The 22,445-nt window shown below is 40.7% G+C and carries 19 protein-coding genes; 5 read left to right on the forward strand and 14 right to left on the reverse strand.

Annotation, left to right across the window (positions count from 1 at the left end):
- Positions 1-125 precede the first annotated feature (125 nt).
- Positions 126-1,853, reverse strand: a complete 1,728-nt coding sequence (gene ptsP, locus DWV85_RS04260) for a phosphoenolpyruvate--protein phosphotransferase (protein WP_123138105.1) — start codon at positions 1,851-1,853, stop codon at positions 126-128.
- Between the two features lie 318 nt (positions 1,854-2,171).
- Here ptsP and dapF point away from each other — a divergent pair, with 318 nt between their 5' ends.
- The 5 genes from dapF (at position 2,172) to DWV85_RS09335 (ending at position 11,047) form a co-directional block, all read left to right on the forward strand.
- Positions 2,172-3,005, forward strand: coding sequence for a diaminopimelate epimerase (gene dapF / locus DWV85_RS04265; RefSeq protein WP_123138106.1), 834 nt, complete (start codon positions 2,172-2,174; stop codon positions 3,003-3,005).
- Between the two features lies 1 nt (position 3,006).
- Positions 3,007-4,404, forward strand: coding sequence for a Na+/H+ antiporter NhaC family protein (locus DWV85_RS04270; RefSeq protein WP_123138107.1), 1,398 nt, complete (start codon positions 3,007-3,009; stop codon positions 4,402-4,404).
- Positions 4,405-4,432: 28 nt separating this feature from the next.
- The gene (pfkB, locus tag DWV85_RS04275) at positions 4,433-5,347 is read left to right on the forward strand and encodes a 1-phosphofructokinase (protein WP_123138108.1); all 915 of its coding nucleotides are present in this window, start codon (positions 4,433-4,435) and stop codon (positions 5,345-5,347) included.
- Between the two features lie 33 nt (positions 5,348-5,380).
- On the forward strand, positions 5,381-7,375 hold the full coding sequence (locus tag DWV85_RS04280; RefSeq protein ID WP_123138109.1) for a fructose-specific PTS transporter subunit EIIC: 1,995 nt from the start codon (positions 5,381-5,383) through the stop codon (positions 7,373-7,375).
- A gap of 447 nt (positions 7,376-7,822) precedes the next feature.
- Positions 7,823-11,047: a subtype B tannase gene (locus tag DWV85_RS09335; RefSeq protein ID WP_207798795.1), complete on the forward strand. Its 3,225-nt coding sequence runs from the start codon at positions 7,823-7,825 to the stop codon at positions 11,045-11,047.
- Between the two features lie 272 nt (positions 11,048-11,319).
- On the opposite strand, the gene cysK is transcribed toward DWV85_RS09335, so the two are convergent.
- The 13 genes from cysK to DWV85_RS04355 form a co-directional block, all read right to left on the reverse strand.
- Positions 11,320-12,255, reverse strand: coding sequence for a cysteine synthase A (gene cysK, locus DWV85_RS04295; RefSeq protein WP_012864824.1), 936 nt, complete (start codon positions 12,253-12,255; stop codon positions 11,320-11,322).
- A 15-nt stretch (positions 12,256-12,270) separates the two neighbouring features.
- Positions 12,271-12,720, reverse strand: coding sequence for an Rrf2 family transcriptional regulator (locus tag DWV85_RS04300; RefSeq protein ID WP_004695020.1), 450 nt, complete (start codon positions 12,718-12,720; stop codon positions 12,271-12,273).
- Positions 12,721-13,097: 377 nt separating this feature from the next.
- On the reverse strand, positions 13,098-13,661 hold the full coding sequence (gene ahpC / locus DWV85_RS04305) for an alkyl hydroperoxide reductase subunit C (RefSeq protein WP_004695016.1): 564 nt from the start codon (positions 13,659-13,661) through the stop codon (positions 13,098-13,100).
- A 188-nt stretch (positions 13,662-13,849) separates the two neighbouring features.
- Positions 13,850-14,065: a hypothetical protein gene (locus DWV85_RS04310; protein WP_012864825.1), complete on the reverse strand. Its 216-nt coding sequence runs from the start codon at positions 14,063-14,065 to the stop codon at positions 13,850-13,852.
- A 9-nt stretch (positions 14,066-14,074) separates the two neighbouring features.
- Positions 14,075-15,685, reverse strand: coding sequence for a CTP synthase (locus DWV85_RS04315; protein ID WP_123138110.1), 1,611 nt, complete (start codon positions 15,683-15,685; stop codon positions 14,075-14,077).
- Between the two features lie 15 nt (positions 15,686-15,700).
- On the reverse strand, positions 15,701-17,434 hold the full coding sequence (argS, locus tag DWV85_RS04320) for an arginine--tRNA ligase (protein WP_123138111.1): 1,734 nt from the start codon (positions 17,432-17,434) through the stop codon (positions 15,701-15,703).
- Positions 17,400-17,858 carry a DUF1934 domain-containing protein gene (locus DWV85_RS04325; RefSeq protein ID WP_004695011.1) on the reverse strand — a complete coding sequence of 153 codons (459 nt, stop codon included), beginning with the start codon at positions 17,856-17,858 and terminating at the stop codon, positions 17,400-17,402. The genes argS and DWV85_RS04325 overlap by 35 nt, the downstream gene beginning before the upstream one ends.
- A 51-nt stretch (positions 17,859-17,909) precedes the next feature.
- Entirely contained in the window at positions 17,910-18,161 is a 252-nt protein-coding gene (locus tag DWV85_RS04330) for a GIY-YIG nuclease family protein (protein WP_012864827.1), read from the reverse strand.
- A gap of 124 nt (positions 18,162-18,285) precedes the next feature.
- Complete coding sequence (locus tag DWV85_RS04335; RefSeq protein WP_123138112.1) at positions 18,286-18,927, reverse strand: peptidylprolyl isomerase; 642 nt, start codon at positions 18,925-18,927, stop codon at positions 18,286-18,288.
- A gap of 226 nt (positions 18,928-19,153) precedes the next feature.
- Complete coding sequence (locus DWV85_RS04340; RefSeq protein ID WP_004698282.1) at positions 19,154-20,062, reverse strand: DUF3829 domain-containing protein; 909 nt, start codon at positions 20,060-20,062, stop codon at positions 19,154-19,156.
- Positions 20,063-20,198: 136 nt separating this feature from the next.
- Positions 20,199-20,975 carry an HAD family hydrolase gene (locus DWV85_RS04345; protein ID WP_004698247.1) on the reverse strand — a complete coding sequence of 259 codons (777 nt, stop codon included), beginning with the start codon at positions 20,973-20,975 and terminating at the stop codon, positions 20,199-20,201.
- A gap of 8 nt (positions 20,976-20,983) precedes the next feature.
- Positions 20,984-21,220 (reverse strand): DUF1653 domain-containing protein, encoded by a 237-nt coding sequence (locus DWV85_RS04350; protein ID WP_004698254.1) that lies wholly within the window; start codon positions 21,218-21,220, stop codon positions 20,984-20,986.
- A 44-nt stretch (positions 21,221-21,264) separates the two neighbouring features.
- Complete coding sequence (locus DWV85_RS04355; protein ID WP_004698178.1) at positions 21,265-22,338, reverse strand: iron-containing alcohol dehydrogenase family protein; 1,074 nt, start codon at positions 22,336-22,338, stop codon at positions 21,265-21,267.
- Positions 22,339-22,445 lie beyond the last annotated feature (107 nt).

The raw sequence follows: 22,445 nt of genomic DNA on the forward strand, positions 1-22,445 counted from the left end.
TCTATCTCGATAGGCGGTGCCTATCCATACGTTCTAATAGATATATTGTATCAATATCAAGCATTTCAATTCAAGTATATTACATCCTATTTACTATGTAATAATCCTATTTAACAAAAGTAAAATTATAATAAACCTTTTTCAGCTAATACAGATTTAGCGTATTCTGTAATTTCTTCTGCTGTGTCCATAGTAAGTGCTTTATTTGCTACCTCTTCACATTCTGTTTTGGAAACAGAACGCAAAATATTTTTAATAAGAGGAATCGAAGAAGCCGTCATGGAGAATTCGTCGAGGCCAAGGCCCAACAGAATCATGGTCGCCACAGGGTCGCTAGCAAGCTCACCACACATGCCTGTAAATTTACCTTGTTCATGACTAGCATCAATGACGTGCTTAATAAGACGTAACACACCTGGATGCAATGGTTGATACAAGCTACCAATTGCTTCGTTCATACGGTCTACTGCCAATGTGTATTGGCAAAGATCATTCGTACCGATACTAAAGAAGTCTACATATTTAGCAAGAATTGGAGATATAACAGCTGCCGCTGGTACTTCGATCATGATGCCAACCTTGATATCCTTGTTGAAATCCTTACCCTCAGCCTCCAGTTCCTCCTTACATTCACTAAGCATAGCATTCGCTTGCTTCACTTCCTCAACGGAAGCAATCATAGGATACATGATGTGAATATCACCAAACGCACTAGCTCGTAATAAGGCACGCAATTGTACCTTAAAGATGTCTGGACGATTTAAGGATATACGAATAGCGCGATATCCTAGGAATGGATTCATTTCACTTGGTAAATCAAGGCATTTCAATTCCTTGTCTCCACCGATGTCCATGGTACGGATAATAACAGGCTGCCCCTTCATATCTTGGGCTACCTTTTTATACTCTTCGAATTGTATTTCTTCTGCAGGCAATTCGTCATTTTCCATGTAAAGGAATTCTGTACGATACAAACCAATACCTTGTGCGCCCATAGTGAGCGCATGTTTAGCATCCTTCGCCTTACCAATGTTGCCGAATAGTTCTACATGATGACCATCAATGGTAGTAGCTTCAAGATTAGCGGATTCGCGTAACCGTTTTAACTCTTCTTGGAACGCCAACGCTTGATTTGTATACTCCGTCCAATCCGCATCAGATGGATTGATTTCCACGATACCATCCGTACCAAGAACGACTGCCTTATCGCCATCTGCAAAGCTTTCAATATCACCAACGCCCATAACTGCAGGAATCTCTAAGGTGCGAGCCATAATAGCCGCATGAGATGTAGGGCCACCTGCTGCCGTAACGATACCTTTTACTACCGCTTTATCAAGGGATGCCGTATCAGATGGTGCCAAATCATGAGCCACCAAGATAACCTCGCCAGAAATATGTGATAAACCGCGAGGGTTCATGCCTAACATATTACGCATCAAACAATCACCGATATCCTTAATATCTGCGCCTCGTTCACGCATATAGGCGTCTTCCATGCCGAGAAAGATATTTGCAAAGGTTTCAATTGTTTGAGCCGTAGCCGCTACCACATTCATATGGCTAGACTCAACAAGGGATTTAATTCCGTCAGATAAGGATGGGTCTTGAGCAATTTGCATATGCGCTTCAAAAATAGCCGCCTCTTCTGGCCCCATTTCATCCAATGCTTTTTTACGAATAGTATCCAATTGTTTTAAGGTAGATGCCATAGCAGTTGCAAACTTGCCAATTTCTTCTTCTACCTTGTCTTCCGTTACATTGTAATCAGGAATGACAATTTCCTCTTGAATATATCTATATACATTGCCTACTGCAACGCCACGAGATCCAGAAATCCCTTGAATTCGCATATGTGTTCCTCTTTCTATTACGATTAACTACATTACTCTTTATTTTATCATTTCTCTGTTAAACAATAAAGTAATCCAAATACCTATACTCCCTTAAATAACCGTCCCATATGGGGCATTTTTTGTTTTACTATAACTCTCAATAAACGTTGTAAGCTTTCCTTATTTTCCCTTTATTTTGCTATAAATTTATACGATTCCATGCCATGCTTAGGACCTATTTATGATATAATATTATAATATAGAATATATAATAATAAACATATGAGACTTTCACGGGCTTCATGGTGAAAGTCTTACTTATTGATAGGAGACTTTATGAAATTAACGAAAATGCATGGTCTCGGCAATGACTTCATCCTCTTTGCCGACCCACAAGGGACGTCTAAAGACTACACAGACCTCGCCATCCACCTTTGCGATCGTCGCACGGGTATTGGTGCTGATGGTCTTGCTATCCTAGTTCCTTCCGAAACCTGTGATGTGCGCATGCGCATCATCAACTCCGATGGTAGTGAAGCAGAAATGTGCGGCAACGCCATCCGTTGCTTTGCCAAATACGCTTATGAACACGGTGAAACAACGAAGGAGACTTTCACCATCGAAACCTTAGCTGGCGTAATGAAGCCTACATTGACTATCGAAAACGGTATAGTCACACAAGTTACTGTAGACATGGGCAAACCATTTTTTAAGTCCCAAGACATTCCTATGAATGTAAACCTGGATAAGGTTATCGACGTAGACCTCGATGTAAACGGTGAAACCGTAACAGTGAGTTCTGTATTGCTCGGCGTGCCTCATACGGAGGTATTCATCGACGACATTACAAAGGCCCCTATTACGACACAGGGCCCAATCCTTGAAAAGCACGATATATTTCCAGCTAACACCAATGTAAACTACATTGAGGTGGTAAATGACAAACACATCAAGGTGCGCACTTGGGAACGCGGCGCTGGTGCTACCTTAGCTTGTGGAACAGGATCTTGTGCCTCTGCCGTTATGTCCTTTGAAAAGGGCTTAACAGGCCGCGAAGTAGATGTGGAACTCTATTTAGGAACATTGCATATTTCATACTTGGAGGATGGCACGGTGCTCATGACAGGCCCGGCTGAGGAAGTCTTCGAAACAGAACTTCCTATCGATTAAAATGAAGTGGTTACAACTTATATTAAATGCGTTCCTAAGGTACCAACAGGGCCGCACACTCATGCCACGGAATATAGAGCCCCTTTTGGGACTACTTGCATCCATTCTCGTCATCCTCATAGCCGTAGCCAATAGCATCACTATTGGTTATGCCTTGATTGTCGTATGGAGCATCATGGCCTACGTGTTCTACCGCAAAGGATATACACTAAAAGAATTATTAAACCTATCTTGGACAGGTGCGAAAACATCCATCGTAGTGATGCAAATCTTCCTTCTCATCGGTTGGCTCATCGCCATGTGGCAAGCAGCAGGCGTTATTCCTATGATTATCGCCACAGGTATCGATTTAATTGATCCATCCATCTTTATCGTCTGTGCCTTTTTAATAACAGCTATAGTGAGTATGTTGTTAGGTACTGCACTAGGCACTGTAGGCACGATAGGCATCGTACTCATCACCATGGCAAGAGCTGGAAGTATTCCAGAAAATATCGTAGCTGGTGCCATTATTGCAGGTGCTTACTTTGGTGATCGAAACGGTCCACTATCCTCTAGTGCATCTCTTGTAGCGGCCTTGACCCATACAAAGGTATCGACGAATATTCCCATTATGTTTAAAGATGGTATTCCAGCACTCATCATCTCTACAGTGTTGTATCTATTACTATCTCAGTGGTACCCACTCAATTACGAAAATAGTTTACTATCCGATACAATTCACTTTATTTTCAACATCGATTGGACATTATGGATTCCAGTCATCATCGTCATTGGTCTATTGCCTTTGAAAGTATCTATCCGTTGGCCTATCGGACTCAGTGCATTAGCGGCGGCCATTCTAGCCTATACCAATCAGGATGCGAGCCTCTCAGAGTTGGGATGGTATACCTTAACAGGCTTTGAACTACCGCACTATAATCCACTAGCTAATATCATTCATGGCGGCGGTCTACAAACGATGTTTATCCCTACCCTTTCAATTTTTATGGCTACTGCCATTTCAGGCATGCTCGAAGGGGTTGGCTTCTGGAACGATATACGACAACTGTTAGAGCGAGCTAAAACACGGAGCGATGTATTTGCTGCCAATGTAGGTCTTGCTTTCTTAACAGGTGCGGTTGGATGCAGCCAAGCTATTGCGGTAGTTATGACGCACTCTATTATGCGTATTACCTACGCACAGCGAGGTATTCAAGACGAAGATGTAATGCTAGACTTTGAAAATAGTGGCATTCTCATCGCTCCATTACAACCATGGAATATCGCTGCCTACGTGCCCATTGTCATGATGGGTACAAGTTCAACAGGTTATGTACCATTTGCCTTCTTCCTATATCTAGTACCACTCATCTATTGGTTACGATTACGGAAGCAAGATCAACCAATCATACGCTAATTAGTATTATCTCAAAAGGGGAAATTGTATGATTTATACCATTACCTTTAATCCGGCTCTCGATTATATCGTACGCCTTGATCACCTCAAGACAGGTACTATTAATCGCACCATCCAAGAATACGTTCTCGGTGGCGGCAAAGGTATCAACGTATCTATCGTGCTCAACAATCTTGGCATGGATACGACAGCACTCGGCTTCATCGCAGGGTTTACAGGCGAAGAAATCGTAACACAACTCAAGAAATTCGGCGTGAAAGAAGATTTCATCCGGCTTCGCGAAGGATTAACCCGCATCAATGTTAAGGTAAAAGCCTCTGATGAGGAAACAGAGATTAATGGCCGCGGCCCAATCATTGCTACCGACGAATTAGAAGCTCTATACAAACAGCTTGATGCGTTGACCGAAAAGGACACCTTAATCCTTGCTGGCAGCATTCCTTCTAGCCTACCAAGCGATATGTACGAACTCATTATAGAGCGCTTACAACATAAAAATATTCGTATCGTAGTTGATGCTACAAAAGATCTGCTCACAAGAGTCTTACCTTATAAACCATTTTTAATTAAGCCAAATAATCACGAACTTAGCGAAATCTTTGGTCGCACTCTCGCTACAAAGGATGACCTTGTAGAAGCTGCCAAAGCATTACAAGAGAAAGGTGCACAACACGTGCTCATCTCAATGGCTGGTGATGGAGCAATCTTGGTATCCGCTGATGGCACGGTATATACCAGTCCTGCCCCTAAAGGAACACTCGTGAATTCCGTAGGTGCTGGCGACTCCATGGTAGCTGGCTTTATTACGGGCTATGAAAAGACGGGTGACTTACAAGAGGCGCTCTACTGGGGTATCTCCAGTGGCTCTGCCTCCGCTTACTCTGAAAACCTCGCAACCCTTGAAGAAGTAGAAGCACTGCTTTCACAAGTACGAGTTAAATAGTTTTATATTTTATGTGCATCAAGGAGTACACATATGAAAATCACTAATCTATTAAAACCGCAATCTATCCTGCTGAATGCAGATCCTGTCACAAAGGCTGACGCCATTTACACCTTAGGTGAATTGATGGACAAAGGCGGCCACTTGACAGACAAGGCAGAATATTTAAAAGCAGTGTTCGCTCGTGAAGAGTCTGGTTCTACAGGCCTTGGCGACGGTATTGCCACACCACACGCTAAATCTGCAGGCGTAAAAGAAGCAGGCCTAGCCGCTATGGTCGTGCCTAACGGTGTAGATTTTGAAGCGCTTGATGGTCAACCTTCCCGCCTATTCTTCATGATTGCGGCTCCAGAAGGTGCGGCTGACACTCACGTAGAGGTATTGAGCAAACTAGCAACTATGGTGATTGACCCAGACTTCAAAGAAGCCCTAATTCAAGCGGCTACTGTTGATCGATTCTTAGATCTCATTACAGCTAAAGAAGAAGGAAACTTTGACCCATCTGTAGAAGGATATATCAAACCAGCAGAGTTTCAAAAAGCAACCAGCATTACCGATGCTATCGAAGCAAAGGCTACAGAAGCAATTGAAAAGGTAGCACCTAAGATTTCTGTAGATAACCCGCATTATGATGTACTTGCTGTTACTGGTTGCCCTACAGGCATTGCACATACTTATATGGCGGCTGAATCTTTAGAGCGCAAGGCTAAAGAAATGGGCATTGCTTTAAAGGTTGAGAAAAATGGTGCATCTGGCGTTAAAGACGCTCTTACAACAGAAGAAATCGATCACGCTAAATGCATTATCGTAGCTTCTGACCGTCAAGTAGAGATGGCACGCTTTGATGGCAAACCTATGATTCAAACTAAGGTTGCGAACGGCATCAATAAAGCGGAAGAGTTATTGCGTGAAGCTATAGCTGGTACAGCACCTGTATACCATGCTTCCCCATCTGATAAAAATGGTGCAGTGGCTGCATTCGATGCGGCAGATAACTTCGGTCGTCAAATCTACAAACATTTGATGAATGGTGTCTCCCACATGTTGCCATTCGTTATCGGTGGCGGTATCTTAATTGCCCTTGCCTTTTTATTTGATGTATTCGACCCAGCAAATCCTAAAAACTTTGGTTCCGGTACACCTCTTGCAGCTTTCTTAATGCAAATCGGTGGCGCTTCCTTTGGTTTCATGTTACCCGTATTAGCGGGTTACATCGCTATGAGTATTGCGGACCGTCCAGGTCTTGTAGCTGGTTTTGTTGGAGGCTTATTAGCTAATCAAGGTGGCTCTGGTTTCCTAGGTGCATTGATTGCCGGTTTCGCAGCAGGTTATTTGGTATTATTAGTTAAAAAATTAGTATCTGGTTTGCCTCAAGCCTTAGAAGGTACAAAACCAGTTCTCTTCTACCCTGTGCTTGGCGTATTATTCATTGGTATCGCCATTACCTTTATCATCAACCCTCCTGTATCCGCACTTAACCACTGGTTGATGGACTCCTTGCAATCCATGGGCACAACGAGCCGCGTATTGTTAGGACTTATCTTTGGTGCTATGATGTCCGTTGACATGGGCGGCCCTGTAAACAAAGCGGCTTATGTTATCGGTACTGGTGCTCTTGCAACTGGCGAATACGGTATTATGGCGGCTGTCATGGCAGGCGGTATGGTTCCTCCATTGGCAATTGCTCTTTGTACTACATTCTTCCCTAGCCGCTTCACAGAGGCTGAACGTAAATCTGGTATCACAAACTACATCATGGGCCTTTCCTTCATCACAGAAGGTGCCATCCCATTTGCAGCAGCCGATCCAGTTCGCGTATTACCAGCTTGTATTATCGGTGCTGGTACAGCCGGTGCGTTATCCATGTTCTTCGAATGCACACTACGCGCTCCACACGGCGGCATCTTTGTAGTACCAACAATTGGTAATCCACTTCTATACCTTGCATCCATCGCAATTGGTTCCGTTGTGGCTTGCTTTATCTTAGCACTTGTAAAGCCAAGCTTAAAAAATAGTATCACAAAATAAATCATTAAAATTAACCATCAATTATAGCTTATATATGATTGATTGATGGCTGATAATTATTAATTGTTTATGATGAGTTTCGACGATTAGCGGTTAGTAACTAATAGTTAACATTTAGCAACTAATTGATTAATGACTCTTATCGATGGTGAAAGCTGGTGTCACACCAGTAGATATAGTAAAAGGACTAGAATATACGTATTCTGAACTGACCTAAAATTGGACACAATTTTGGAACAACAGTTCAGAGGTATACGTGATCTAGTCCTTTTCTGATATTCAAAAATAATTAATATTATTTTATATTTTATAATCTAGACTACTTTCAAAAGTGGAAGCAAGTCCTCAAAATTGTACAATCACATCGATTTATGTTAAACTATATAAATATTAATAAACTTTAAAATTATAAACTATTATTAGAAATCTAGTTCGGAGAGCTAATTCATGAAATCATCCAAAAATTGTAAGGTCACTGCTGCATTTCTTGCTGCAGCTGCATTGGGTGGTGTTGCCCATGCAGAGCCTACACTTAACATGAATGATTTAGTAGGTACGAGTACCAGTGCTGAATCAACGACACAGAGTCCTACAAGTATAGCAACTCCAGTCGTGAAACCAATGGCAACTCAGCCAGTCTTACCAGCTACACCACAACCGGCCACCGTTGTACAACAACAAACACCACCGATGGCACAACCTCAACCATCCTACGTGATGCAACCAGCAACGGTTAGCCCTGTACAAACTCAACAAGTTACACCATTGCAATCAGTACCGCAACAAGTAGTACCAATGCAATCTCAGCAACAGGTTCAAACTCAACCTCAGTATGTTGTCAATAAAGATACAAAAACTGTCATGGAGCCTACATTAGCAATGCACAGTTTGATAAATGTACAACGAAAAACTGAACCCATTACTGTAGAGAAACCAGTGGATGGTAAGCAACAAGTACAAACTACACAAGTACAGCGTACGCCTGTTGTTATTCAACAAGAATCCATAGCTCCATTAACTGTATCAAATACTACAGTAACAAAAGCCGTAGTAGCAAAACAGAGGCTTACGATTCGAGATATTCAACGAGCTGAGCGTGAACGTTTAGCTCAACTAGCCGCGGAAGAAGCAGCTCAACAAGAAAATGTATCACAAGTTGATCAACAACAACTTGCTCAAAAGCAAGCTGAAGCACAACGGCAAGCCGCACTACAAGCACAACAACAAGCAGAAGCCCAACGGCAAGCAGCTTTGCAGGCGGAACAAGAACGTGTGGTAGCTCAACAAGCCGAGGCTCAACGCCAAGCGGCTTTACGTGCTGAGCAGGAACGTATTGCGGCTCAACAAGCTGAGGCTCAACGTCAAGTGGCTATTAACGCAGAACAAGAACGTATCGCCGCTCAGCAAGCCGAAGCGCAACGCCAAGCAGCTATTAAAGCTGAACAAGAGCGTATTGCCGCTCAACGGGCTGAAGCTCAACGCCAAGCGGCTTTAAAAGCTGAACGTGAGAGTATCCTCGCTCAACAGGCTGAAGAAGAACGCTTAGCGGCTGAAGAAGCAGCTCGCCAACGTGCTGAAGCCGCCGCTAAAGCTGAAGCCGAACGACAAGCAGTTATTAGAGCAGAACAAGAACGTATGGCAGCTCAACAGGCTGAAGCTCAACGCCAAGCAGCTATTAAAGCAGAACAAGAACGTATCGCCGCACAACAGGCTGAATCTCAACGGCAAGCAGCTTTAAAAGCTGAACAAGAGCGTATCGCGACCGAGAAAGCTAAAGCTGAACGCGAAGCGGCTATAAAAGCAGAACAAGAACGTATTGCTGCTAAACAAGCGGAACTTGCAAGACAAGCTGCGATCCAAGAAGAACAAGAACGTTTAGCTGCTGAACAACTAGCAAAAGAAGAAGCGGCAGCTGCAGCAAAAGCTCAGGCTGAAGCCGAGGCAAAAGCTAAAGCTAAAGCAGAAGCAGATGCTGCTGCTAAAGCGCAAGCTGAAGCCGAGACAAAAGCTAAAGCAGAAGTAGATGCTACTGCTAAAGCTCAATCTGAAGCCGAAGCAAAAGCTAAATCTGACGTAGAGACTAAACAGGTTCAAGAAAGTAAATTACCGCAATCTTATGTAAACGCTCGTAATGAAGCTTCCACAAAGGGCTCTACTGTTACAGAAGAGAAAAATATTCTCTCCCAACCAATTGAACCCCCATTGCAAGCTGATGCGTCTGCAAAGATTAGTCTTGCTTTCGACGCGAAAAATTATGAATCCATGTCTACCACAGTAGATAATAAGGAAATCAAATATCGCGCCTTCGAATATATCCCTTACGTGGCTAATCCAATCGACATAGATCAGCAATACATGAACATTTATGTACCAGAGGAATATTTCAACAACGGCACAATCAACGGTTACAACACCCAAACAGCCCCTATCTTCATGCCAAATGCAGTAGGTGGTTACATGCCGAGCCAAGCTATGACGCCTAAGGTAGAAAATGGAAAACCTAACAGTGTTCTTTACGCATTATCCCGTGGTTATGTAGTAGCTTCCCCATCTACTCGTGGTCGTACCAATAAAGCTTCCGATGGCAACTTTATCGGTAAGGCCCCTGCAGTAATCGTTGACTTACAAGCGGCTACAGCCTACTTACACGCTAACGATTCCGCTATGCCAGGTAATGCAAATCGCATTATCACAAATGGTACAAGTGCAGGCGGTGGTGTATCCTTATTACAAGGTGCAACTGGTAACAGCTCCGACTTCCAACCATATTTACAAGCATTAGGTGCAGCTACAGCGGCAACTAATGTATACGCAGTATCTGCATATGCCCCTATCACTAACCTTGATGCGGCAGATATGGCTTACGAATGGAGCTATAACGGTATCACAGCCTTTAACAAAGTAACTATGGGCCAAGGCGAATTACCACAAGCTAATGTAGGTGGCAACTCTGCTCCACCACAACGTACGATGCAACGTGTAAACTTGAATACAGACGATTTATCATACTCTAAAATACTCAGCGAACACTTCCCTGATTACGTAAATAACTTACAATTACGTGACTCTCTAGGTCGTATACTAAAACTCGACAAGAATGGTAACGGGACTTTCAAAAACTATGTAAAAGAGTTTATCGTTGCTGCCGCTAATAAAGCAGCAGCTCAAGGTACTGATTTATCCAAGCATACATACCTTGTACGAGATAATAAAACAGGGGCCATCAAAGACATTAACTGGGAAGCATATAACCACTTTGTAAGTCGCTCAAAAGCGCCTGGTGCCTTTGACTCTCGTGCTAATGATACAGGTGAAAACAATCTATTTGGTACAAGTACTACAGATAATAATCACTTTACCATTACTGCTGCATTACACGATTCAACAGCTAACCAAGATGTATACGTAGAAAATGCTAAGATCGTTACTATGATGAATCCAATGAACTATCTCGGTTCTCCTGCTGCGACAAATGCACGATTCTATCGTATTCGTTATGGCACAGCCGACAGCAATACATCTGTTGCAATTCCTTTAATCGTAGGTACACGTGCTCAAAACCTTGGGTACAGAGTAGATATGGCAACACCATTTGATGTAGATCACTCTGGTGACTACGATTTAGAAGAATTATTCAACTGGATGGATAATATCGTTAAAAACGGTAGATAATTACAATTAAATACCAAAATACTAAAGGAGCTACCTAGTAGCTCCTTTTTCATATACAATTATAAATTTTTTTGTGTTTTCAATTATAAATGTTATTGTGAAAGTCCCTCTCCGACTATCAATAATCTGCACCATTATCTACTCAGTACATCACCCTATTATAATAACAAAAGAGTTCAAACAAAAAAGGATGCTCCCTGTAAAATACAGGGAAACATCCATGTGTTTGAGCCAGTAGAAAACAACTGTTATGCTTTCACCATGATAGAAAATTAAACTTCAGGGAATAAAGCTGTAGATAAGTAGCGTTCGCCTGTATCAGGGAGAATTACTACAATATTTTTGCCTTTATTTTCAGGGCGTTTTGCCAATTCTTGAGCCGCCCAAAGCGCAGCACCAGAGGAAATACCTACCAATACACCTTCTGTGTGACCGAAAGCTTGAGATGTAGCAAAAGCATCCTCGTTAGAAACTTGGATTACTTCATCGTAAATGTTAGTATCCAATGTATCTGGAATAAAGCCAGCACCTAAGCCTTGGATTTTATGAGGGCCTGGTTTACCATTAGACAATACAGGAGAATCTGCTGGTTCTACGGCAACCACATGTACATCAGGGTTTTGTTCTTTCAAGTAGCGACCTGCACCTGTCAACGTACCGCCTGTACCAACACCAGATACGTAGATATCTACGGTACCATCAGTATCTTGCCAGATTTCAGGACCAGTTGTTCTGTAGTGAATTGCAGGATTAGCTTGATTTACGAACTGACCGGCTTCAATAGCACCAGCTGTAGCCGTTACGATTTCCTTAGCTTTTGCAATAGCGCCTTTCATACCAAGAGAACCGTCAGTCAATACGAGCTGAGCACCATAACCAAGCATTAATTTACGGCGTTCAATGGACATTGTTTCAGGCATTACGATTACAACTTTATAGCCAAGCGCAGCACCTACAGCAGACAAGCCAATACCAGTATTACCAGATGTAGCTTCTACGATTGTGCCGCCTGGTTGTAATTCACCAGATTCAACTGCAGCTTGAATGATTGCTGCTGCGATACGGTCTTTTACGGAACCGCCTGGGTTAAAGTATTCCAATTTTGCGAAAATATTAGCGTTTGCACCATATTTTTTACCAAAACGTGTAGCAGCTAATAATGGTGTTTTACCAATTAATTCAACAAAAGATTTTGCAATTTTAGACATAGTGGTCACTCCTTATTAAATAGAACCATCCCAGTTATCATATTTTGTATCAAGTTTTGCGTAAGTCCCATCGATTACATCTTGAAGGGTTACGTTTTCTAAATAATCATGGATATAGTTTTGTAATCCTGCCCAGAAACCAACGGTACGTTCGTTGATCACTGTATCAGTACTCACCCCTTCATCAAGGGTAGAGATGATAGCCATAGATTCCTCTGTAGCAAGTAGAATTTCAATAATTGTATATTCTTTAGGGCTTTTAGATAAGCGATAGCCGCCATACTTACCGCGGATACTATCCACTAGTTTTGCAGCGCCTAAACGAGCTACGATACCTTCTAGGTATTTTTCAGATATGCCTTGTCGTTCTGCTACAGATCGCAAGGAGACAGGTTTATCTTGACCTTGCTCTGCCAAATCGATGAGGACCATCAATGCATACCGACCTTTTGTGGAAATCCTCATATATTTTGCCTTTCTTTGTAAACGTTAGTGTTAAACACACCCATATTAAAAAGTGCCTATATTATATTTATAAAGCTATTTATAAAACCTTTCACATTAATAGGAATTAATTTCATTATAGACCACTCACTATAAAAATGCAAGAACTTATTTCCTACTTTTATAAAGGGATATTAACAACACAAAAGGACCAGCCCGAAGGCCAGTCCTTTTGCGTATAGTTTGTAGTTTGTTATATGAGGTTTACCATGATGAATTGGAGAGGGTTCATCTGGTATTGGGACTTACCGTATCGTCAGGAAAACGATGCGCGCCCGTGTTTATGTCATTTGAGGAGTTATCTAGATTACTCTAGCATTTAAGTATAAGTTTCTTAATTAGATTTTACCTACAAGATCAAGACCTGGTTTCAAAGTGTCTTTACCTGGCTTCCAACGTGCAGGGCACACTTGATCGCCATGTTTAGCTACGAATTGAGCAGCTTGTACTTTGCGAACCAATTCTTCAGCGGAACGGCCGATACCCATATCATGAATTTCTGCTGTACGCACGAAGCCTTCTGGATCTACTACGAATGTACCACGGTAAGCCATAGCAGATTCTTCTTGGAATACATCGAAGAAGTCAGCCAATTCATGTTTTTTGTCAGCTAACATGTAGTACTCGATTTTATTGATGCTTGGAGAAGCATCAGACCATGCTTTGTGAACGAATTCGGAGTCACAAGATACGGAGTAAACTTCGCAACCCAATTCTTTCAACTCTGCATAAGAGTTTTGTACGTCTTCCAACTCAGTAGGGCATACGAATGTAAAGTCTGCTGGATAGAATACGAATACAGACCATTTACCCAACACGTCTGCAGTGCTAACTTTTACCAATTCAGGTTTTTTGAAAGCATCAAGTGTAAATTCAGGAAGTTGTTTACCAATAATAGACATGTTATGTCCTCCTTATTTGAGTTCCATATTTAACGAATATATTTACATTGGTGTACTTAGCACCATATCTATATCTATCTTTGTCTATATAATAACAAATATCATTCAATATTGCAAGCGTTATTTTTAAATTTATCGATATATTTTCCCAACTTTTTTCGATGTAAGCAAAAAAAGAAGAAAGATGCTCATTTCTGAGCACCTTTCTTTTTTTTACGTACTACAATAGACTTACTGTTCACAGTAGCGTGATCAAAAGCTATTAAACCCGCTATATTAGCAAGCCCTCTCCGTGCTATGTGACCAGTTGTAGATTGTTCTTTTCCCGATTTACCATATACAAACTGCTCTAGTTTGAGTGCAGCTAATATAAATAAACCTATAATAGATAAAACAGATCCCATCGTTTTAATCTATTTCTTAAGTTTTAAGATTGCATCTACGAAACCACGGAATAATGGGTGTGCATTATTTGGGCGAGATTTAAGTTCTGGATGTGCTTGTGTACCAATAAAGAATGGATGATTTTTTACTTCAATACTTTCAACAAGACGGCCATCTGGAGATGTACCTGAAATCACAAGACCTGCATCGGTCAATTGTTGACGGTATTCATTGTTGAACTCATAGCGATGACGATGACGTTCATAAATCAAATCTTCCCCATAAGCTTCGTGAGTTTTCGTACCGGCTTCCACTTTGCATGGATAGATACCTAAGCGCATTGTACCGCCTTTTTTATCTACATCAACTTGATCACTCATCAAGTCAATTACTTTGTACTTAGCATTTTCATCGAATTCGCTAGAGGTTGCTCCTTCCATGCCACATACGTTACGAGCAAATTCCATTACTGCAGATTGCATGCCAAGGCATAGGCCAAGATATGGAATATTGTTTTCACGAGCGTATTGGATTGTGCGGATTTTACCTTCTACACCACGGGAACCAAATCCACCAGGTACGATGATACCTTCAACACCTTCAAATACCTCTTTAGGATCTACAGATGTATCATCAAGTTCTTCAGAGTCAATCCAACGAATATTCACTTTAGTACCCGTAGCAATACCAGCATGATCTAGAGCTTCAACTACGGATAAATACGCATCATGCAACGCTACATATTTACCAACAATAGCAACTGTAATATCTTTATTAGGATTCAAGATCTTATGAACCATTTCTTTCCATGCAGTCATATCACACGGACGATCTTCAAGGCCTAACTTTTTGATAACAATATCGTCAAGGCCTTGATCTTGCATCATCAATGGCACTTCATAGATAGAGCTACAAGTTTGATTTTCAATAACTGCTTCAGGTTCTACGTCGCAGAACAAAGCAAGTTTTTCTTTCATATCATCAGAGATATGTTTCTCACTACGACATACCAAAATATCTGGTTGAATACCAATGCTACGCAATTCTTTTACACTATGTTGTGTAGGTTTTGTTTTCAACTCGCCTGCGGCATTGATGTAAGGCACTAATGTAACGTGAATATAAAGTACGTCGTTACGGCCTACCTCTTTTTTCACTTGGCGAATGGCTTCCATGAATGGCAAGCTTTCAATATCACCTACGGTACCACCGATTTCTGTAATAACTACATCAGCATTATCCTCTTTACCTACACGGTAAACATTTTGTTTAATTTCATTTGTAATATGTGGAATCACTTGTACAGTGCTACCTAGGTAATCACCTTTGCGTTCTTTATTGATTACAGACCAATATACTTTACCAGCTGTAATATTGGAACGTTTACTAAGGTTAATATCGATAAAGCGTTCATAATGGCCCAAATCAAGGTCAGTTTCGGCGCCGTCATCTGTTACAAATACTTCACCATGTTGGTAAGGGCTCATCGTACCCGGATCGATATTAATGTATGGGTCAAATTTTTGAATCGTTACATTGAAACCACGGTTTTTTAGTAAGCGACCCAAAGATGCTGCTGTAATTCCCTTCCCAAGAGAAGAAACAACGCCGCCAGTTACGAAAATATACTTAGTTGCCATGATGCCTCCCACCTATTACATTTTTTCCGGAGCGGAAATACCTAAAATACCCAAGCCTTGACGAAGAACGAGGGCAATCGCTGTAATTAATCCAAGACGAGCTTGTTGTAATGCTGGATCTACGCCAATGATACGACCTTGACGGTAGAATGAATGGAACATGCTTGCCAAATCATATAGATAACGAGCAATACGATGAGGTGCACGATGTTCGGCAGCTTGAACGACCTCTTCCGGATATTCAGCTAATTTCTTAATTAATTCTAATTCCATTTCACTTGTAAGTGTTGTGAAATCAGTTTCACTATAATCGCCAAATGCAATGCCAGCTTCACGCACTTGGTTGTAAATGCTGTGAATACGAGCATGAGCATATTGGATATAATACACTGGGTTGTCATTACTGCGAGATTTTGCCAAGTTAATATCGAAATCAAGTTGGCTATCTAAGGAGCGCATCAAGAAGAAATAGCGAGACGCATCTACGCCAACCTCTTCAATCAATTCATCTAATGTAACGCTATCACCACTACGTTTAGACAATTTAACAAGTTGTCCGTCACGGAACAATGCTACCATTTGTAATAACAATACTGTTAATTTATCAGGGTCATAACCAAACGCCGCCATAGCCGCTTTTACACGACATACATAGCCATGATGGTCAGCGCCCCAAATATCAATCATCTCTTTGAAGCCACGATCATATTTATTGCGATGATATGCAATATCTGCCGCCAAATACGTAGGAACTCCATTATCACGGATAACTACGCGGTCTTTATCATCACCATAATCAGTAGATTTTAACCATAAAGCACCGTCTTTTTCATAAACTTTGCCAAGGGCCTTTAACGCCTCTACGGAATGATGAATCTCATCAGTTTCATGAACTGTACGTTCAGAGAACCAATTATCGAACGTAACGCGGAAGTTTCTTAATGTTTCTTCTAAGCGAGCTAATTTTTCTTTTAAGCCCTCTTCCTTGAACAATGCTACGCGATCAGCTTCAGTCATAGCGTTTAGTTTATCAAAGCCTTCTCGTTCTGCAATCGCTTTCGCTGTTTCAATAATATCTGGGCCACGATAGCCATTTTCAGGGAACACTAAAGCCCCTTCTGGAATATCGAACTCAGGCATAGAACCGTCTTCATTGCGTTTAGGTGGGAATACTAATGTAGCACCTTGTAACTCTTGGAAACGGTACTCAATAGAAATAGCCATGTTGTCGATTTGATTACCCGCATCATTGATATAGTACTCGGATTGTACATTATAACCCGCTGCACGTAACAAGTTTACAAGAGCACTACCGTACGCAGCACCGCGACCATGACCAACATGCAATGGACCTGTTGGGTTTGCACTTACGTACTCTACTTGAATTGTATCGCGCGCACGCAATGGTTGAACACCATACTCAGTACCAGCATTCAAAATGGCTTTTAACGTATCGTACACCATATCAGATTTCAAAAAGAAATTAATAAAACCTGCGCCGGCAACCTCAGCACGTTCAAGCCAATCAAAATTCATATGACTAATCAAAGCTTCAGCAATGGCTCGAGGATTTTGACGAGCTACACGAGCGGATTGCATAGCGATGTTTGTAGAAAAATCACCGAATTCCTTTTGAGGTGGCACTTCGAGAACGATTTCTGGATATTCCCCAGCCGGCAAATCACCGCTGTTAATCGTATCTTGTAATGCCTGTTCAATCCCCGATTTCAGGATTTCCTTCATGTCCATGCTCTATATCCTCCCGCACGTCTATATCTAACTGATTATAAAATTGCCATTCACCTTCAACGGAAATATCATATCCTAAATGAACATGACCTACGCCATCATGAAAGTCTACTGTTAATTCATGAGTATTTACAGCCATATGTAAATCACCATATGGTGTTTCATATACGGCTTCACGTTCTTCACCACGGACGTATTGATGACGCATATTGACAGCCCCTGTTCGGAGCAACACGATAGAATCATCATGAATTTTAATGGTCGTCTTAACCCCATCCAATCCAGTCACACTAGATTCTTCATAACGCACATATTGAGCATTACCTTTTTCATGTGACGTACCTGGGGAAATCAGTTCCACTACGGTATCCTTGCCATCCATATCTCGTTGTACACTCTTTACGGACACTAGAACCCGCTTCATTTTCAACCTCCGTGGTAGTAATTAATCATCATATTATACCATAATCAAGGACTATTTTGCACCCTTAATGAGTCTCAATTTCTTAGTCTTCGTCATCCGTTTAATAGCATATTCCCTGCGTTGTGCTTCTTGTTTTTGGTGAAAGCTTTCAGCATATACCAAGGTCACAGGACGACGTCCTCGCGTATATTTTGCACCGCCTGGGATATGTCCATTGTGAGCATCTATTCGACGTTTGAGATCTGTAGTCCATCCACAATACAAAGAATCATCAGAGCAACGCACTAAGTAAATATAGTGCATTTCTTTTGATTCATCGCCTTGAACACTAGCGTCGTTCAAGATTGTATCACAATCTACAATTATACCTTGTACCTCTTGTGTAGATGCGCATTCACCAGAAAGAGACTCTTGAGAAGTACTTTTCTTATTTGCCATTTTTCGCATCATCAGTAATCGGCTCCAATGTAATGGTATTGATGATTACTGGTTCTACTGGCTTATCATTGCGACCGGTTTTAACCTTGCCGATTTTTTCAACTACATCCATGCCTTGTACTACAGTACCAAAGATGGTGTGTTTATTATCTAACCAATCCGTAGGTCCCAAGGTAATAAAAAATTGAGATCCTCCTGTATTAGGACCACGGTTAGCCATGGCTAGAACGCCCATTTTATTGAAGTGTAAATCATTGGAGAATTCATCAGGAATTGTATAGCCTGGGCCACCAGCACCTGTGCCATCAGGATCTCCACCTTGAATCATAAAGCCTTCGATAACACGGTGAAATGTCACACCATTATAGAAGCCTTTTTTCACGAGATAATCAAAATTTTTGACCGTAATCGGCGCTTTAGACCCTAACAAACGAACCTTAAATTGACCATAGTTTGTATCAAAGATAGCATATTCATCAGTAATTGGTGCGTTTGTAAAATTGGGCATAGCTACAGTTTCTGCTTTCACGGTGTTACCTTGTGGTTGTTCACCACTGTTTGTACCGCATGCAGTTGTACCAAGCACTGTAATCCCCAACATTGCGCATAAAGCCAAGCGTTTCCAGTTCATATGTCCCCCAAAATACTAATATTATATTTAACTAAAGTGTAGATTTAAAATTTACATAGAAAAACCGCTCAACCCATGAGCGGCTCTTTTTTAGTATATCATATTATGGCACTATTGAGATTAAAAATATAAAAAAATAATATAACAATAAATAATAACAACAAAAAACAGAGCTTCAAAGGAGCTCTGTTTTTGTAATCCTCAGATAATCACGTAGTTAATTCGATTATTTAGAGTCAAATTGGTCTGGAGTTGTATTGTTATAAGACTCAATATAATTATTGAAATTCTCAATCATGTCGTTAAGGTTGTTTTCATTTGCATCGTTAAGTACTTGACGAACAGAACCAACTACAGAGTTATAAGAGTTAACAAGCACTTCTCCACGATCATTATTTATGCTCTTAAGCAATGTTTGAATTTCATTAAGTTCTTTTTCTACAGCTTGTTTGTCTGCATTTTTAGGAGCTTTTTCTACATTTTCTACAAGAGTAGTCAAGCGAAGCGTAGATTCCATTGCTGCTGCATAGCCTTTTTTACCGTCTTTTTTCAATTTTTCGATTTGTTTCTTAGTTTGTTCGGTGTTAGCTTTGTTAAGAGCATCATTGAACTTCGCATAAGCTGCATCAAATTTTTCTACTTGTGCTACGTATTTAGCTGCTAGTTCTTTACCTTTAGCACCACCATCATTCATATAGGCTTTAGAGTCATCATAAGCTTTCAAATCTTTGAATGTTGGTACTAATTCATTAAGAATATTTAATACATTATCGCGTTCTGTGTCAACTTCTTTAAATGTAGAACCTTCTTTTTTAGATTTTTCCAAAGCATCTTTTAAAGTATCATAGTGAGGTTGACGACCAATAGCACCTTCTTGGAAACCACCCTTTAGTTTAGCCAAACTATCTGCATAGTTTTGACCCCAAGTTGCATTATCACCATTGAAGCGATTTGTTGCATCAATAAGTGTATTAAGCTTAGCAGCTGCTTTCTCATCGCTACCGCCATCAACTACGGAGGATACTACGGAGCCAATGCCACCCGCTTTATCACTGCCACAACCAGAAACAAATAAACCTGCTGTCAATGCCGCTACACAAAGTAAAGTTGAAAATAATCTGCGTTTATTGTTCATATCTTCTCTTCTCCTTTTAACACATGAATATTGAACTAAGCGCATTATACTAACTATACTACACCAATTCTGTAGCCGCAGCTACAAAAATAAATCTTCATATAAACTTCACCTGGCTTAGGGGCATTAGCGATAATTAATCAATCCATTTAAAATGCTTACACGCATTATAAATGCCATCTTTATCACAGTCTGTAGTAATATAATCAGCCTTTGCCTTTAATTCAGGGCGCGCATTACCCATAGCAATATTTAGCCACTCAGGCCTAAACATAGACAGATCATTATACCCATCACCAAATACAACAGCTTGATTTGGCTGCATTCCAAAGTGTTCAAGCATATTACGAATACCCAACGCCTTTTCCATAGGCTCATATAGAACACAGCCATCACCATAACGAATGAGCTTATGTGTCATATGCTCGATATCCTTCTCCTCTTCCTCTCCTTCCTTGAAAAACACATAAATCTTATAAAATTCTTCAACACTATGAAAGTCAAAATTAGGGTCTACAGTTGTTTTAAATACATCCCAATTTGGATGCCACTCTAAAATTTCCTTATACGGCGTAATACGACCGAGTTTATTACGATCCGTTACGGCCCAAGGAATATTATGTGATTCTAAATACTCTAAATATTTAATACATGCATCACGATCCATACCTATCATGGATACCAATTCATTATTAACAGTGATACTATGACCACCATCTGCTACGAAATCAGTAAGGCCTGCTTGCTCTGCGAAACGCTTAGCATCCACTTGAATACGACCAGTTGCTAAGGCTACACGATGACCACGACGCTTTAACTCATCTAAACTGTATTGAGCACTTTCAGGGATTTTACCTTCAGGCCATACAGCTAAGGTATTATCGATATCGAAAAAGAAAAACTTCTGTTCCACAGGCCCTCCTAATCGCGTCCACTCATCAGCTTAAACCGCTCTTTTTGTTTTACATCTGGATATTTTTCATGGTCCACATCACTCAAAAACATATCTAGTGGTCGTACATATAAGTCACGTTGATCATATAATTTTTGATATACCACGAACTGTTCACTCGTTTCCGAATGAGTTGCAACATCTAACACGTAATAGTACATGCCTTTAAAATGACGATATAAGCCACCCTTTACAATTTCTTGCATTTATAACCTCATCACATAACATACACAAATAGTTACAAACCATATTAATCAAGAGATTCCATATATTGAATAGCCTTAGTCAACATATCTGCTGTAATTTTATATGGAGATACATCAATATCATGAACAGATGTAGCCTTTTCAACAATTTGAGGAATATGCGATGCAGTAAGATCTAATTGTGAAAGTTTAGTAGGCCAACCTAATTCGCGATATACTGGCAACCACCGTTGTAACTCATCCATTTGTTGGTCAACGGTTAACAAAATAAGTAAGCCATAAGCTACTATTTCACCATGCAAATGATTTTCTTCTGTTTCTTTATTAGTAACACAGCCATAACATACAGCATGAGCCATGTTGCTATTATATGCCATAGGAACACAACCTGATACAACACCGGTAGTAAAGATAACAGTCATAGCAATGGTATCAAAGGCATCACTACGTTTATTAGCTTGACTATCTTTATAGGCTTGTATACCATGTGCTAAAATTGGTTCACTACACATAGAAGCTAGAGTAAGGCCTAACTGAGTATTATAGTCTTGCTCGCGACTGCGAGCAGAAAGATGAGTTTCATAGTGTTTTGCAATAGTATCTCCCATTCCTGCCCACAAGTAACGGCTTGGTGCTTCTACGAGAATATCAGCATCAATAAAGCAGTGCACAGGAGGATGATTTACAAAAGCTACGTCATCAAAAGTATGATCTGCCGTGTATACAGCTGCCACTTCTGACGTTGCCGCACAAGTAGACGCAATGGTTGGAATTGTAAAGAATGGTTTATCATCTAACTCTATAGCTACTACTTTTACCGTATCCATGGCCTTACCACCACCAACAGCAAACAAAAAGTCCGCATCTTTTACAGATGCCATTTGTGCAATTTCCTTGCCTCGAGCAAAAGTACACTCTCCACCAAAGTGGATAATATCTAGCACCTTAATCCCCGCTTTATCAAGCACTGGACGAATGTGTGGCAAAGCTTTAGAAAGAGCTGTTTCGCCACCGATGATAGCTACAGACTTGCCATATAATTTTGTAAACTTTGGAATAGCGTCAAATACATCATGACCTCCAAAACTATAACTAGGTAAACAATGAGTACTACGCATAAAATTTCCTTCCTTCTTTTATCATTTATATCCTTATTTATCCTTATTATAGAAACTTCTACACACAAAATCAATTTTATATGACAACAATCAAAACATAAAAAGGC

Source organism: Veillonella sp. AF13-2 (assembly GCF_003603295.1).
GTDB classification, from domain to species: domain Bacteria; phylum Bacillota; class Negativicutes; order Veillonellales; family Veillonellaceae; genus Veillonella; species Veillonella parvula_E.

Bases quoted from the DNA above. Each gene is read 5' to 3' on its own strand.
- DWV85_RS04315 (WP_123138110.1), bottom strand. From the start codon at position 15,685: ATGGCAACTAAGTATATTTTCGTAACTGGCGGCGTTGTTTCTTCTCTT.
- dapF (WP_123138106.1), top strand. From the start codon at position 2,172: ATGAAATTAACGAAAATGCATGGTCTCGGCAATGACTTCATCCTCTTT.
- DWV85_RS04335 (WP_123138112.1), bottom strand. From the start codon at position 18,927: ATGAACTGGAAACGCTTGGCTTTATGCGCAATGTTGGGGATTACAGTG.
- DWV85_RS04350 (WP_004698254.1), bottom strand. From the start codon at position 21,220: ATGCAAGAAATTGTAAAGGGTGGCTTATATCGTCATTTTAAAGGCATG.
- DWV85_RS04310 (WP_012864825.1), bottom strand. From the start codon at position 14,065: ATGGGATCTGTTTTATCTATTATAGGTTTATTTATATTAGCTGCACTC.
- DWV85_RS04355 (WP_004698178.1), bottom strand. From the start codon at position 22,338: ATGCGTAGTACTCATTGTTTACCTAGTTATAGTTTTGGAGGTCATGAT.
- DWV85_RS09335 (WP_207798795.1), top strand. From the start codon at position 7,823: ATGAAATCATCCAAAAATTGTAAGGTCACTGCTGCATTTCTTGCTGCA.
- ptsP (WP_123138105.1), bottom strand. From the start codon at position 1,853: ATGCGAATTCAAGGGATTTCTGGATCTCGTGGCGTTGCAGTAGGCAAT.
- cysK (WP_012864824.1), bottom strand. From the start codon at position 12,255: ATGTCTAAAATTGCAAAATCTTTTGTTGAATTAATTGGTAAAACACCA.
- pfkB (WP_123138108.1), top strand. From the start codon at position 4,433: ATGATTTATACCATTACCTTTAATCCGGCTCTCGATTATATCGTACGC.
- argS (WP_123138111.1), bottom strand. From the start codon at position 17,434: ATGGACATGAAGGAAATCCTGAAATCGGGGATTGAACAGGCATTACAA.
- DWV85_RS04300 (WP_004695020.1), bottom strand. From the start codon at position 12,720: ATGAGGATTTCCACAAAAGGTCGGTATGCATTGATGGTCCTCATCGAT.
- DWV85_RS04280 (WP_123138109.1), top strand. From the start codon at position 5,381: ATGAAAATCACTAATCTATTAAAACCGCAATCTATCCTGCTGAATGCA.
- DWV85_RS04330 (WP_012864827.1), bottom strand. From the start codon at position 18,161: ATGCACTATATTTACTTAGTGCGTTGCTCTGATGATTCTTTGTATTGT.
- ahpC (WP_004695016.1), bottom strand. From the start codon at position 13,661: ATGTCTATTATTGGTAAACAACTTCCTGAATTTACACTTGATGCTTTC.
- DWV85_RS04325 (WP_004695011.1), bottom strand. From the start codon at position 17,858: ATGAAGCGGGTTCTAGTGTCCGTAAAGAGTGTACAACGAGATATGGAT.
- DWV85_RS04270 (WP_123138107.1), top strand. From the start codon at position 3,007: ATGAAGTGGTTACAACTTATATTAAATGCGTTCCTAAGGTACCAACAG.
- DWV85_RS04340 (WP_004698282.1), bottom strand. From the start codon at position 20,062: ATGAACAATAAACGCAGATTATTTTCAACTTTACTTTGTGTAGCGGCA.